This is a genomic window from Haladaptatus sp. ZSTT2 (assembly GCF_037081775.1).
Taxonomy (GTDB): Archaea; Halobacteriota; Halobacteria; order Halobacteriales; family Halococcaceae; genus QDMS2.
This window is the reverse complement of record NZ_JBAMHQ010000002.1, coordinates 1-14,124: the sequence shown is the minus strand read 5'-3', so window position 1 is coordinate 14,124 and position 14,124 is coordinate 1. Positions and strand designations below refer to the sequence as shown.

Here is a 14,124-nt window from a genome sequence, read left to right as displayed (position 1 = left end):
TCACTCCTCGTCGAGGACGACGAACACTCGCGCGGGTGCGCCGTCGCCGTTTTTGAGCCGCATTGGAATCACCCACGTCGTGAACTCGTCTGGGAGGCCGTCGCAGTTGACGACGTTCTCGACGATGACTTTGTCCGCCTCCAGTAAGGTGTAGTGGTTGCGGTACCCCTCGTCGCCGGGGTCGATGGCGGCGTCGGTGATGAGTCCGCGGGCACCTGTCTCCACGACGTACTCTGCGATGTCTTCTGCGTAGTACGGGTTGTTGCCGTAGAACTCGGGCGTGTTCACGTGTTTGTCCGACCACCCGGTGTGGACGAACAGGAACTCACCCTCTTCGACGGGCGACGGCAGGCGCTCTTTTACCTGTTCTAAGGTAATCTCGGCGTTCGGCTCTGCAATGTCGCGCACGTCGGCTCGCTTGGTCGGCCGGATGGTCTCTTCGAGGTCGATGTCACCGATTTTCCGCCCGTCTGCGTCGAAGTGGTAGGGCGAGTCCATGTGCGTCCCGATGTGGGTGGTCGTCGCCATGAAGTCGCTCTCGTAGTTCGACTCCTCGTGGCGGACGACCCGCCCTTGTCTGAACGTCGGGAGTTTCGGTGGGACACTCGTCTCTTCGTCGACTGCGATGGAAAGGTCTCGTATCCGCATACGACTCTCACTCTGTGGGTTGGGCACATATAGCTTGGTGCCTGAACTGACAATTGGCGATAGCTTAATGCAGACGGGTCGAATCGTGTGTGGTATGAGTCAGCAAGACACTGAGCGAGACCCAGCGGTGCACGCAGACACCGCGCCGCCAGGGCCGGTGGGGGATTCACACCACCGCGTTGACGCCCTCGGGAAGGTGACGGGGCAGATGGACTACACCGCGGACATCCCCTTCGACGATTTGGCCCACGCGCAGGTCGTCCGCAGTAGCGTTGCCCACGCGCTCGTCCTCGACATCGACTGTAGTGACGCCCTTTCGATGGACGGCGTCATCGATGTCGTCCTCCCCGAGGACATCCCGGGCGAGTCGAACATCGGCGTCATCACCCCCGACCAACCTCTCCTCAATGGTGAGAAGGTACGGTATCTTGGCGACCCCGTCGCGATCGTCGTCGCAGAAGACCCGACCATCGCCCGCCGCGCCGCAGACTCCATCGACGTCGAGTACGAGCGTCTCGATGCGGCGATTACCGCAGCCGAAGCACTTGCAGATGACGCAGCGCCAATCCACGAGTCGGGCAACCTCATCGATGAGTACGCCTTCGACCGTGGCGACCCGGACGCAGCCTTCGCGGATGCAGACATCGTCGTCGAAGACGATTACGAGTCCTCGATGATAGACCACGTTGCGCTCGAACCGGAGGCGAGCGTCGCCTCGCGCGCCTACGACGACACCGTCGAAGTGTGGACGAGCACCCAACATCCCCACGGCGACCGGGCGAACATCGCGCGCGTGCTTGGCATCCGCGAGCGCGATATCGAGGTGAACCGCCCGGCGGTCGGCGGCGGCTTCGGCTCGAAGCTCGAACACAACCAACCGTGTTACGCCGCGCTCGCCTCGTGGGTGACCAAACGCCCGGTTCGCGTCCAGTACAAGCGCGACGAGGAGTTTCAGGGGACGGTCAAGCGCAACACCCTCCACCTCGATTATCGCGTCGCCGCCGACGCGGACGGAACGATTCGCGCAATGGAAGCCGACGTGACCGTCGATGGCGGCGCGTACGTTTCGTTTTCGAGCGCGGTCGCGGTTCGCGCGCTCGTCCATTGCACCGGCCCCTACAACGTCGAAGCCGTCCGCGCCTCCGGGCGTGCGGTCTACACGAACAAGCCGTGGGGCGGCGCGATGCGCTCGTTCGACATGTTCCAGACGACGTTCGCCATCGAGTCGATTCTCGACTCTGTGGCCGACGAACTCGACATGGACCCCGTCGCGCTCCGCCGGAAGAACGCTTTCGACGGGTCGCGGCCGGTCACGACGACGGGCCAGGAAATCGAGGCGGTCGGCCTGCTGGAAACCATCGACGACGTGGGCGACGCACTCGCGGCGCTCACGATTGAGCAACCCGACGACCCGGCAAAACGGCGCGGCGTCGGCGTGGCGAGCATGTGGTACGGCTGTGGGAAAACGGGCCACCATCACCCCTCCAGCGCCTTCTGTGAAATCCACCCCGATGGCAGTGCCACCGTCCAAAGCGCCGTCTCGGAAATCGGGCAGGGCTCGCAGACCGCGCTCACGCAAATCGCCGCAGAGACGCTCGGCCTCGCCGTCGAAGACGTGCGCTTCGTGAGTGACAGCACGACAGCCCCCGAAGCCGGGAAAACCTCCGCCAGTCGCCAGACGTTCGTCTCCGGAAACGCCGTGAGCGACGCGGCGAGCAACGCCCTCTCGAAGGTGCTTGACCACGCTGCCACGATGTTCGCTGAAAAGTTCGATGAGCAGGTGTCGCCCGGTGACTTGTCGGTCGCAAACGGCGTCGTCTCTGCGAAAAACAGCGACCAGGAACTCGCCTTCGAGGAGGTGACCCGGTCGTGTACCCACGAGGGCCATCTCATCACCGGAACCGGGACGTGCCGGCCACTCTTCGATTTCGACCTTTCGACGTTCGAGGGCGCACCCTACCCGACGTTCTCGTTTGCCACCCACGGTGCGGTGGTCGTGGTCGATATCGAAACGGGCGTCATCGAAGTCGAGCGCATCATCGCCTCCCACGACGTGGGTCGGGCCATCAACCCGTCGCTCGTAGAGGGGCAAATCGAAGGCGGCGCAATCATGGGCATGGGCCACACCGTGATGGAGGGCGTCAAGTTCGACGGCCAAGGCCAGATTCTCAACGCCTCGCTCATGGATTACCACATCCCGACGAGCCTTCACACGCCGACGATTGAAACGAAATTGGTCGAATCCGCCCCCGACGGAGACGGCCCCTACGGCGCGAAAGGCGTCGGCGAATCTGCGCTCATCCCGATTGGCCCGGCGATTGCGAACGCCGTCAAAGACGCCACGGGTGCGCGCATCACGAAGCTCCCGCTCTCGGCTGAACGCGTCGTCGCCTCGCTCGACATCGATATTTGGGAGTAAGAAGCCTGAGTGCTGACTGGCTTATCGCTGTTTTTCTGCTGCCGCTTCCACCGCGTCGAAGATTTTCGTGTAGCCCGTACACCGACAGAGGTTGCCTTTCAGGAACTCTCGAATCTCTTGGCGCGTTGGGTCGGGGTTCTGGGAGAGCAGCGCCACGGTGGACATGACGAAGCCGGGTGTACAGTAGCCACACTGCAGGCCGAACTCCTCGATGAACGATTCTTGGACCGGGTGCAGGTCGCCGTCCGTGGCGAGGCCTTCGATTGTCGTCACGGCAGCGTCTTTCGCCTGATGGGTGGGCACCAGACAGGACTTGACTGGGACGCCGTCTACGAGGACGGTGCAGGCTCCGCACTTGCCGACCTCACAGCTGTCTTTCGTTCCCGTCAGCCCGGCTTCGCGCAGCGAATCTCTGAGCGGGACGCCGGGGATGGCGGGTAACGATTGTTCGGTGCCGTTTAGCTCAAGGGTGATTTCGTTCGGTTCGGCTTCGATGTCGTGTGTGCTCATAGGTCTACCTCCGGACCCGCCGAGCGCTCGGCGGCCGTCGTGAGTGCGCGCTTGGTCAGCACGCGAAAGATGTGTTCGTTGTACGATTCGTCGTAATCGCCCACGTCACCGACGTTATCGAGGCTTTCGACGATTGCGTCTGCCGCCTCGTGGATGGCGTCTTTCGTGAGTGCTCCGGTGAGGGCATCCTCAACCGCTTCGGGCACTCGCCGCGGGACGGGTGCGCCCGCACAATAGGCGAGCGCCACGTCTTCGTAGCCGTCACCGGATTCGTCGGGCGTTAGGAGTGCGGCCACGCCCGCTTCAGAGAAGCCACCCGGCGTCCGGGCGTGTTTTGCAAACGCGCCACCGGCTCGTTCCGGTGGGCGCTGAATCTCGATGCCGGTGACGATTTCGTGGGGCGCGAGTTCGGTGAAGTAGAAGTCGATGAAGAAGTCGTTGATGTCGTGGGTGCGCTCTTGCTCACCGTCGGTGATGATGACGTTCGTGCCGTAACACTGCAAGGCGGGCGGGAAGTCTTGGGCGGGGTCTGCGTGGGCGACACCGCCGCCTACTGTCCCCGCGTTTCTGACCTGTACGTCGCCAATCGCTTCGAGCGAGTCTCGCAACAGCGGCAACTCGGCTGTAACCTCGTGTTCGAGCAGCTCTTGGTAGGTCAGCAACGCGCTGACGCGCACGGTTGACTCGGTCTGCTCGACGCTACCTTGGAGTTCTTCTACGCGCGTAATGTCTACGAGCGCGTCGGGTTTGACCATCCCCTGTCGCAACAGCGGCATCATGCTCTGCCCGCCGGCGATTATCTTCGCTCCCGGCTCGTCTTGGAGGAGGTTCGACGCTGCTGAGACTGTCTCTGGTTGATAATATCTCACACGACCACCACGCAAACCGACCTTGTGCAGAAATTTAAAACTACCGGGGTCGCTCGCGTGGTGAACGATTATTTCGCGCTGAAACATGCGAAAATCGGTGAGTATGCGGCAACACTTATGTGGGAATAGTTGAAATCTGGTCGTGTTCCATGGCACCAGATGGCAAGCCGAATGCAAAGCAGAGCGTATCGAATCGCAGTATTTCGCGGCGTAGCGCCCTGAGAGGGCTCGGCGCCGCATCACTCGTCGGGCTCGCAGGATGTACCGGAGGGTCGAACAATGGCGATGGTGGCGACGGTGGCGGCGCAAGCGGCCCCGACAAAATCACCATTGGCCTGCAAGCCGACATGACGGGCGTCCTCGCCAGTTACGGCTACTGGCACAAGCGCGTCCTCGAAGGCTACGTCGAAGAACTCAACGCCAACGACGGCATCAACGGCGCGGAAGTCGAGTTGGTCGTCGAAGACACGGCCACCGACAGCAAACAGGGCGTCCAAGCGATGCGCAAACTCGTCCAACAAGAGGGCGCAGACTTCGTCATCGGGTCGCAGTCCTCGGGCGTAAGCATCGCAACGAACCCGCTTGCAAAGCAGTTGAAGGTCCCGTACTTCCCGATTGGCGAAGCGCCGTCGATTACGGGCGCAGACGGCACGCGCTGGACGATTCGCAACAACCACAGCACGAACCACGCGGCCATCCTCGCGGTCCAGTACGGCCTCGAAAATCTGGGCAAAAACTGGACCATCATGTACCAGGACTACGCCTTTGGCCAGCAGTACACCGAGTGGGTAAAACGCGAGGTCGAAGGCTCGGGTACGGTGCTCACCGAAATTCCCGTTCCGGTCGGCACGAGCGACTTGAATTCCTATCTCAACAAGGTACCCGACGATACCGAAGTCCTGTTCAACGCGCTGGTCGGCCCCTCGGCACTGAACTTCCTCAAACAGAGCGCAGACCTCGGAACGTCCGGGGCACGTCTCGGCCCAATCGCCTCCGTCGAGGGCGTTGACGTGAGCGGCCTCGATGCGGGTGCAGACGGCGCGGCATACGTGACGATGCTCCCGCGGCGGCTCGAAGAGGCGGACAACGAGTACAACCGCCACCTGCGAGACATTGCACGGGTCGATGAATCCGACCAAGTACTAAACGGCGGCCACTACTTCGTCTCGTACGAGGCACTCTCGTGGATTAAAGACGCCGTCACCGAAACTGGGTGGAGTTCTGAAAGCGACAACCAAGCGTTCATCGAGTGGTTCGAAACGGGTCCGAGCGTCGAACAGTCGAATGCCTACCCACAGGGGAAAAAGATGTTCCGCGGAACTGACCACCAAGCGTTCATGGATATGTACATAGAAGAGATTTCAGGCGGAAAGCTGACCGTCGCGGAGCACATCGAAGTGTCCGAGCCAACATTCGACGCGCAGAGTGACCTCTCTGCGATGTCGTTCTGAATCATGGCGCTCGCAAGCGACCTCACGATTGCATTGATAAACGGGCTGTCGTGGGGCATTACCATCGCCCTGATTGCTCTTGGGTTGAACCTCATCTTCGGCCTGCTCGAAATCGTCAATATGGCTCACGGGTCGCTGTACATGCTCGGCGCGGTGACAGGCTGGTTCGTCGTCGATGCCACAGGGAGTTTCTTCCTCGCGTTGCTCATCGCCCCGATCGCGGTGGCTGTCATCGGCGTCGTCTTAGAACGCGTGGTGTTGCGCCCAATCGAAGACGATATTTCGATTACGCTCATCGCCACGTTCGGCTTCTTGCTCATCTTCCAGCAACTCGCATTGCTCACCTTCGGGCCGGGGACGCGCACCATCGAGGCACCCATCACGGCGACGCTTCAGTTCGCCGGCCTCTCGTACTCCGCCTACCGGATCGTCGTTGCCGTCGTCTCGGTGTTGCTCATCGCCCTGCTCTATGCGTTCCTGTTCCGCACGCGGATGGGGATGTGGATGCGCGGGGTGCGCCAAGACTTAGAGACCGCAAGCGCCCTCGGGGTTCCGACCTCGCAGGTGTACATGCTCACCTTCGGACTTGGCGCGGCCTTTGCCGCCCTCGCCGGTGTGTTGCTCGCGCCCATCGTGAGCGTCAACCACCTCATGGGCCTCGACATTCTCGCCGTCGCGTTCATCGTCGTCATCGTCGGCGGGCTTGGCTCGCTGCAAGGCGTGCTCGTGGCGAGTCTCCTGTATGCGTTCCTCGAAAACTTCGGCGCCGTGTTCATCGCGCCGGTCGAGGCGCGCATCCTGACGCTCGTCATCATGATCGTCTTCGTGCTGCTTCGCCCTGATGGCGTCTTCGAGGAGGGGGCCATATGAGTACCGCTGTCTCGACTGCGGGCAGAACGCTCAAACCACGCCATGCCATCTGGGTGCTCCTGCTCATCGCCGCCGCCATTGTCCCGTTCGTCGCTGGAGAGTTCGGGTTATTCCTCGGCGCGTCGATTCTCGCACTCGGGCTGTACGGTGCGTCGTTCGACTTGCTGTACGGCTACACCGGACTGTTGAGCTTCGGTCACTCGGTGTTCTTCGGCGTCGGTGCCTACGCCGCGACGTTCGCCATCAACGACTACGCCATCGGCGCAATCACGTCGCTGTTGATTGCGTTCATCATCACTGGCATCGTCGCCATCGGCCTCGGCCTCATCGCCGTCCGGGTGTCCTCACACGGTTTCGTCATCGTGACCATCCTGCTCGCGCTCATCGCGCATCTGGCCGCGTCGTCGCTGACCGGCTTGACCGGCGGCACGGACGGACTCACGGTGCTCGTCCCGATGGTGAATCTCCCCGTCCTCGGTGAGTTTACCCTGTTCGACCCGATGTTCAGGTACTACTTCACCCTCGTCGTGTTGGTCGTCTCGCTGTTCTTGATGTACCGCGTGACGACCTCGCCGGTCGGGCTTGCCTACCGGATGATTCGCGAGAACGAAAAGCGCGCACGGCTGCTTGGCTACAACGTGACGCTGTACAAACTCTCGGCGTTCATGCTGAGCGGGGCGTTTGCCGGACTCGCCGGTGCGCTTTCGATGTACATCAGCGGCTTCGTGAGTGCCTCTGAGTTCTCGCTTACCGTCTCCGGTGACGCCATCATCTTCACGCTCATCGGCGGGCGGGGGACGCTCATCGGCGCGGTCGTCGGCGCGGCGCTCATCGAACTGGTCGCAAACCAGGTGAGCGAACTCACCGACGCCTATCCGCTGTTCATCGGGGTGTTGCTCGTCACTACGGTCATCCTCGAACCGGAGGGCCTCCTTGGCCTGCTCAAACGGGTCAAAGAACGGGTGCTGAGCGACGACTCGGCGGAGCAAACTGAGTCGGCTTCCTCACGGGAGGTGCCCGGCAATGAATGAGACTGTCGTCCTCAAAACGGAGGGCCTCACCAAACGCTTCGGGGGCTTTACCGCCGTCGAAGACGTTGACTTCGAGATGTACGAGGGCGAAATCCGCGGGCTCATCGGCCCGAACGGTGCCGGGAAGACGACGTTCTTCTCGATGCTCTCGGGACAACTCGACGCGACCGAGGGAACCATCTGGTTCAAGGGCAACGATATCACCGACGTTCCGCCACACAAGATTGCGCGACAGGGGATGTCGCTCGCGTTCCAGATTACGAGCGTCTTCCCGGACATGACCGTCATCGAAAACGTGCTCGGCGCAATCAACGGCCAGAAGCCGATACTGACGCCGTTTTCGCGCTACGACGCAGACACCGAAGGCCATGAGAAGGCCCTCAAAATCCTGCGGCGGGTCGGTCTCGAAGAGCACGCAGAGGCGACCGTCGAAAACCTCTCACACGGCGACCAGAAGGTGCTCGAAATCGCGCTCGCACTCGCGAGTGACCCCGACATGCTGTTGTTAGACGAGCCAACCGCAGGGCTGTCAGCGAGCGAAACGTCGCAGGTCACGGCGCTGTTAGAAGAACTCCACGGGGAGATAACCATAATGCTCATTGAACATGACATGGAAGTCGTGATGCGCGTCGTCGATAGCCTGACCGTCCTGCACCACGGCCAGATTATCGCAGAGGGCACGCCAGACGACATTCGCACCGACGAACAAGTTCAGGAAGTGTACTTCGGGAGAGACCAGTAGATGATATTAGACGTAGACAACATCGACTCGTACTACGGCAAGAGCCACGTCCTCCACGACGTGAGCTTCGAGGCAGGCCGCGATGAAGTGGTTGCCTTGCTTGGCCGAAACGGCGTTGGCAAGACCACGACGATGAAGTCCATCATGGGTCTCGTCCCGCCGAAATCCGGAACCATCTCGTTCGACGGCGAGGACATCACCGGCGACAAGCCGTACAACATCGCAAACCGTGGGATTAGCTACGTGCCCCAAGACCGCGGGATGTTCCCGGAGCTGACGGTTGCAGAAAACCTCCGGATGGGACTCGGAACGGGCAACCTCGCAGATGGCCGTCTCGAAAGCATCTACGAGCGCTTCCCGCGCGTCGAAGAACGCCTCAATCAGCGGGCAGGCACGCTTTCTGGCGGCGAACAGCAGATGGTCGCCATGGCCCGTGGGCTGATGCGCGACCCGAAACTCCTGTTGCTCGATGAGCCGACCGAGGGGCTGATGCCCGCGCTGATCCCGGAAATCGCCGACATCACGCTCGACATCGCAGACGCTGGCTACACCATCGTCATCGTCGAGCAGAACGTCGACCTCGTGCTCGACATCTCAGACCGCATTTACCTCATGGATAACGGTCGCATTCACGAGCAGGCTACCCCGGACGAACTGCGCGAAGACGAATCGCTGCTCGAACACTACTTAGGCGTCCACTGAGCCGCGCGCTCTGGGACACCCCACCCCCATCAGAAAACTCAAATGATTGATTTCGAACTCAGTCCAGTCGCACGACGTATCGTAGAAGACCTCTCAGACGTAACCGCAGACGAGGAAGTGCTCGTCATCTCAGACCCCGAAAAGGTGTCCGTTGGCCGGGCAATCACCAACGCGGCCCGCGCCGTTGGCGCGACGGCCATGTTTACGGTGATGCCCCGCCTCGACGCCCACGGCAACGAGCCACCCGCGACGGTCGCGGCGGCGATGAAGGAGGCGGACGTTGCGGTGACGGCGACGACACACGCCATCACGCACACCCAGTCGCGCCTCGCCGCCTCGGAGGCTGGCACGCGCGTCATCGTTCTTCGGGGCGTCACCGAGGAGATGATGATAGAAGGCGGCATGAACACGGACTTCGAAGACCTCCGTGAGGTGACGGCCGCCGTCCGCGACGTTCTTGACGCCGCAGAGAGCGCCCACGTCACGAGTCCGGCGGGCACCGACATCGAGATGAACTTGGATGGGTCGTCTGCGTTCTCGCTTGACGGCTACTTCCACGAGTACGGCTTCTCCGCACTCCCACCGGGTGAATCGCCAACGTGCCCACAAAAACCAGGGACGAACGGCACCGTCGCCATCGACTACTCGATGGACAACGTCGGCCATCTCGATGAACCAATTCTCCTCACCTTCGAAGACGGCACGGTGACGGACATCGAAGGCGGCAGCGGCGCAGCAACCTTGCAAGCGATTGTCGACGAAGCGGGCGAGAACGCGGGCAACCTCGCTGAGTTCGCCATCGGGACGAACCCGGACGCACGGCTCATCGGGAACCTCGCAGAGGACAAAAAGAAACGCGGAACGGTTCACTTCGCCATCGGCGACGACACGAGCCTCGGCGGGGTCCTCCAGAGCAACATCCACTTAGACGGGCTCGTCACGAAGCCGACGGTCAAACTCGATGACGAACTCATCTTAGACGACGGCGAGTTGCTCGTAGACCGCGTCCGTGAACTCGCAGAATCGCTTCGTTGAGCCGCTAACCCGTCGATTTTCTGGCTCATTCCACCGAACAATTATATAGTTTCTCTACAAGGATGAGACATAGGTCCATGACCCACGATAGCGAATCACATTCGTGGTAACGGGTCGAACATGCGATAAGCGGGCAAGGAGAGGAACATGACGTTAGACACGGATACTATCGACAGACGAACAGTTCTGAGAACACTCGGTGTTGGCGGCATCGCGGGCATTGCTGGTTGTACGAGCGGCGGTGGTGATGGTGATGGCGGTGGCGACGGAGACGGTGGCGATTCCACGACCGCGTCGAACGACGGCGGAAGCGGCGGTGGTGGCTCGTCTGGTGATGCGGAAATCACACTCGGCCTTCAAGCCGACCTCACAGGCCCGCTTTCGACCTACGGCTTCTGGTTCGAACGCGTGTTGAACGGCTACGTCGCAGAACTCAACGACGCCGACAACGGCCTCAACCTCGAATTGGTCGTCGAAGACACCGCGACAGACGGCAAACAAGGGGCAACCGCGTTCCGAAAGCTTGCCCAACAACACGAAGCCGACTTCGTGATTGGGTCGTTCTCGTCGGGCGTCAATCTGGCGACCAACCCCCTCGCAAAGCAGCTGAAAGTTCCCTACTTCCCGAGTGGCTCTGCCCCATCTACGACGGGAGCCGATGGTAACCGCTGGGTCGTGCGGACGGCACACAACATCACCCAGCAGGCCTACCTCGGCGTCGAGTGGGCGGTCGAAAACCTTGGCACTAAGTGGACTGTTGTGTATCAAGACTACGCGTTCGGCCAGCAGTGGCTCGCCGCGCTCAAAGAGTTCCTCTCGGGCAAGGGAGAAATCATCGCGGAGATTCCTGTGCCCATCGGGACGACCGACCTGAACTCCTACTTGAACAAGGTCCCAGACGAGACTGAGGTGTTGTTCAGCGCGCTCATCCTTCCGTCGTCGATTAACTTCCTGCAACAGAGCGCCGACTTGAACGTCCCCGGCCAGCGCTTTGGCGACATCTCCTCGATTGAAGGTGTCGATATTGCGGACATCGAATCGGCCGGACAGGGCGCATCGTTTCTCACGGGGTTGCCGCCGGCACTCGATTCGGAGGCGAACGCTCACCTCAGAGAGGTCGCCCAAGTCGAGAGCGCAGAAGAAAATCTCGTGCGCCAGTACTGGGTCGCCTACGAGGCGTTGTCGTTCATCGTCAAAGCCGTCATGGAGTCCGGCTGGCAGTCGAGCGACGACCACCAATCGTTCATCGAGTGGTTCGAAACCAGCCCGTCGGTCACAGAAAGCATGGAATTCCCACAGGGTGATAAGTTCATCCGGGGAGCCGACCATCAAGCTTACATGAACCGGTACATCAGCCGGATTTCTGGCACGGAGCTCGAGACCCTGGCCGAACTCGAACTGAACGAAGCGCCAACCGAAGCCGAGGTGGACTTCACCCAAGAGAGCTTCTGACGGCGAAACCGCGTCGAACGTCGATACACTGAAGCCGGGTAGGTCCGTGGGTTCTGGTATCGCGCTTTTCCCACAGGAGCAGCGACGGCGTAACACCGTTAGGGTGTGTTTTCATGTCTGATGTTTTTCCATTGCGAGGGGCGACTGTGTTACCAAGGGCCATAGTTAAGCGCCTGCTCAGAGAATAACGGCGTATGCGAAAGCGACTCGACACAGCCACACTGAGTGTTGCCGACGTGGTTCCCCCAGCGTGGGACGGCGACGTAGAAATCACGCGAGAGAGCGAGACGGCGTACCTCGTCCGGCAGGTTGCTGACGACGGCACGGTTCCGCCTTCCTACCTTCCGGCGGGCGAACGTCCCATCCTCGTTGACGTCCACTACGGGCGAAGCGCCATCGCGCGCGACCGTATCGAAGCCATCCGCTATGGCTTTCAAGAGAGCGATATCTACACCGAGTTCTACTACCTCCAACTCATCGAGGAACCAGAGTGGGTTCAGATTACAGAGGAGAGCGCAGAACACGACCTCGCTATCGTTTCGAACCTTGATGACTGGGTCGCAGATGGACTGCTCACCGAGGCGGAAGCCGAGTGGGCGGACGACCAGTTCGATTGAGTGTGTTCGGGGCGAAGACGACGGAAAACTGGCGTCTCCGGTAATGCTAAGGCACTACGTGAAATTGTAACACATGTCATGGCAGTCGATAGCAAAGAGTTTGCAAAGCAAGTCATCGCGGAGTCAAATCGGCGGGGGAAGAAACTCGCAGACGAAGTGTTCGATGCGGACGACACGATAACCGGTGACGACCTCATTCCAATGCTTCAGGGGTTCATGTGGTCTGAGTTCTACCTTGGCGTGTTGCCACCGGTGCGGGCAATGTCGATGCTCTACGACGGCGCGCGAAATTTAGACCAGACTGACGCAGACGTGTTGCTCGGATTAGGCGACCAAATCAGAGACGAAGTGAAACACTCAAAGCTGTTCTCTCGGCGGGTCGAAGAACTCGGCGGCGACCCGAATCTCACTCACTATCAACCCACCGAAGAAGACCTGTTCTTGCTCGAACGAACCGCAGATTGGGACGACCCACTGAGCATTATCACGGCGCTCAACTGCGCGGGCGAACCCGCACTCGCAGAGGCGTTCAAGGCAATCATGGAAAAAGACATCGTCGACCCACGGACGCGCGACGTCATCCACAAGGCAAAAATCGATGAGGGTAACCACATCAACCTCGGGAAGAAGATTTTGGCGCGATATGCCGTCGATGACGAAACCCAAGCGCGCGTCTGGGAAATTGTCGATGCGAAGTTCGAGGCAGCCTACGCCTTCCACGGCAAGCAGATGGATTCGATGTCGCATCCAGACCGCTACGAACAATCGCCGAAGAAGTAGCGTCGCAACGCAGATGCTCGCGTCTACCGGAGGTACTTGAGCCGAACGCGTGGGTTCCAACTCGTTTCTCGCCAGTCGTTGCCCATCTTTCGCTCGACAACGTCGAGTTCACCAACGACCGACGCAAACGCGGTCATATCAATGGTACAGTCGGTGACGACCGTTTTCCCGTCTTTCTCCGTCAGCTCGACAGACAGGATGTCCATTTTCTCCATGTCTTTTACGTCGAATTTCGACACGGCGTGTCGGTCAGTGAGCGTGAAGGTCGTCTCTTCCGGGTCGAACACGTAGTTTTCGTCAACCGCTTCGGTCGGTGCGTCGTCTTCGCTCCGCTCGCTCGAAGGCATGTGCTATGTTTGAACGTGCCATGGCATAAATATAGGCGCTGGCTCCCGCACGCGACTCACCGCCAAACCGGTGTCAGACTGACGCATGGACGGGTTGACACGATTCGCGTGGGGTGCCGGTACGATTATTACACAGCACACAAATCCATGATGTATGTTAGACTTTGTCGGCCTAGAGGAGGGTCTCTCCTCTGAAGAGCGAATGGTCATGGAGACCGCCCGCGAATTCGTCGAAAAAGAGGTCAAACCAGATATTGGAACCCACTACATAGAGGGGACGTTCCCGACGGAACTCATCGAACAGCTTGGGGAACTCGGCTTTTTCGCCCCAAACCTCGACGGCTATGGCCTCCCCGGTATCAACGAAACCGCCTACGGCTTGTTGATGCAGGAACTCGAAGCGGGCGACTCCGGACTCCGGTCGATGGCCAGTGTGCAGGGCGCACTCGTCATGTATCCCATCCACAGCTACGGCAGCGAGGAACAGAAGGAAAAATGGCTTCCTGATATGGGTCGTGGCGAGGCAATCGGCTGTTTCGGCTTGACCGAGCCAAACCACGGGTCGAATCCGACGGCGATGGAGACGTACGCCGAAAAAGACGGCGACGAATACGTCTTGAACGGCGCAAAGACGTGGATTACGAATTCGCC

Annotated in this window: 15 protein-coding genes; 11 read left to right on the top strand and 4 right to left on the bottom strand. The window is 60.4% G+C overall.

Features of this window, described 5'->3' with window-relative positions; translation table 11 throughout:
* Positions 1-648, bottom strand: coding sequence for a cyclase family protein (locus tag V5N13_RS15020; RefSeq protein WP_332900270.1), 648 nt, complete (start codon positions 646-648; stop codon positions 1-3).
* A gap of 94 nt (positions 649-742) precedes the next feature.
* Here V5N13_RS15020 and V5N13_RS15015 point away from each other — a divergent pair, with 94 nt between their 5' ends.
* Positions 743-3,067, top strand: coding sequence for a xanthine dehydrogenase family protein molybdopterin-binding subunit (locus V5N13_RS15015; RefSeq protein ID WP_336361450.1), 2,325 nt, complete (start codon positions 743-745; stop codon positions 3,065-3,067).
* Between the two features lie 21 nt (positions 3,068-3,088).
* On the opposite strand, the gene V5N13_RS15010 is transcribed toward V5N13_RS15015, so the two are convergent.
* Positions 3,089-3,577, bottom strand: coding sequence for a (2Fe-2S)-binding protein (locus V5N13_RS15010; protein WP_332900272.1), 489 nt, complete (start codon positions 3,575-3,577; stop codon positions 3,089-3,091).
* Positions 3,574-4,446, bottom strand: a complete 873-nt coding sequence (locus V5N13_RS15005) for an FAD binding domain-containing protein (protein ID WP_336361449.1) — start codon at positions 4,444-4,446, stop codon at positions 3,574-3,576. The genes V5N13_RS15010 and V5N13_RS15005 overlap by 4 nt, the downstream gene beginning before the upstream one ends.
* Before the next feature lie 149 nt (positions 4,447-4,595).
* Between V5N13_RS15005 and V5N13_RS15000 the strand changes: the two genes are divergently transcribed.
* From V5N13_RS15000 to V5N13_RS14960, 9 genes are all read left to right on the top strand, one after another.
* A complete protein-coding gene (locus V5N13_RS15000) occupies positions 4,596-5,897 on the top strand; it encodes an ABC transporter substrate-binding protein (protein ID WP_336361448.1) in 1,302 nt (433 codons plus the stop codon).
* Between the two features lie 3 nt (positions 5,898-5,900).
* Entirely contained in the window at positions 5,901-6,767 is an 867-nt protein-coding gene (locus V5N13_RS14995; protein WP_332900275.1) for a branched-chain amino acid ABC transporter permease, read from the top strand.
* Complete coding sequence (locus tag V5N13_RS14990) at positions 6,764-7,798, top strand: branched-chain amino acid ABC transporter permease (RefSeq protein ID WP_332900276.1); 1,035 nt, start codon at positions 6,764-6,766, stop codon at positions 7,796-7,798. Before V5N13_RS14995 ends, V5N13_RS14990 begins: the two co-directional genes overlap by 4 nt.
* On the top strand, positions 7,791-8,540 hold the full coding sequence (locus V5N13_RS14985) for an ABC transporter ATP-binding protein (protein ID WP_332900277.1): 750 nt from the start codon (positions 7,791-7,793) through the stop codon (positions 8,538-8,540). Before V5N13_RS14990 ends, V5N13_RS14985 begins: the two co-directional genes overlap by 8 nt.
* Entirely contained in the window at positions 8,541-9,242 is a 702-nt protein-coding gene (locus tag V5N13_RS14980) for an ABC transporter ATP-binding protein (protein ID WP_332900278.1), read from the top strand. It abuts the gene before it with no gap.
* Positions 9,243-9,284: 42 nt separating this feature from the next.
* Positions 9,285-10,277: an aminopeptidase gene (locus tag V5N13_RS14975; protein ID WP_332900279.1), complete on the top strand. Its 993-nt coding sequence runs from the start codon at positions 9,285-9,287 to the stop codon at positions 10,275-10,277.
* Between the two features lie 147 nt (positions 10,278-10,424).
* Entirely contained in the window at positions 10,425-11,729 is a 1,305-nt protein-coding gene (locus tag V5N13_RS14970) for an ABC transporter substrate-binding protein (RefSeq protein WP_336361447.1), read from the top strand.
* A 194-nt stretch (positions 11,730-11,923) separates the two neighbouring features.
* Positions 11,924-12,346: a hypothetical protein gene (locus V5N13_RS14965; protein ID WP_332900281.1), complete on the top strand. Its 423-nt coding sequence runs from the start codon at positions 11,924-11,926 to the stop codon at positions 12,344-12,346.
* 78 nt (positions 12,347-12,424) lie between these two features.
* Positions 12,425-13,126, top strand: a complete 702-nt coding sequence (locus tag V5N13_RS14960) for a ferritin-like domain-containing protein (RefSeq protein ID WP_332900282.1) — start codon at positions 12,425-12,427, stop codon at positions 13,124-13,126.
* 23 nt (positions 13,127-13,149) lie between these two features.
* On the opposite strand, the gene V5N13_RS14955 is transcribed toward V5N13_RS14960, so the two are convergent.
* Positions 13,150-13,473: a hypothetical protein gene (locus V5N13_RS14955; protein WP_332900283.1), complete on the bottom strand. Its 324-nt coding sequence runs from the start codon at positions 13,471-13,473 to the stop codon at positions 13,150-13,152.
* 154 nt (positions 13,474-13,627) lie between these two features.
* Here V5N13_RS14955 and V5N13_RS14950 point away from each other — a divergent pair.
* The coding region (locus tag V5N13_RS14950) for an acyl-CoA dehydrogenase family protein (RefSeq protein WP_336361446.1) at positions 13,628-14,124 on the top strand (497 nt) is incomplete at its 3' end.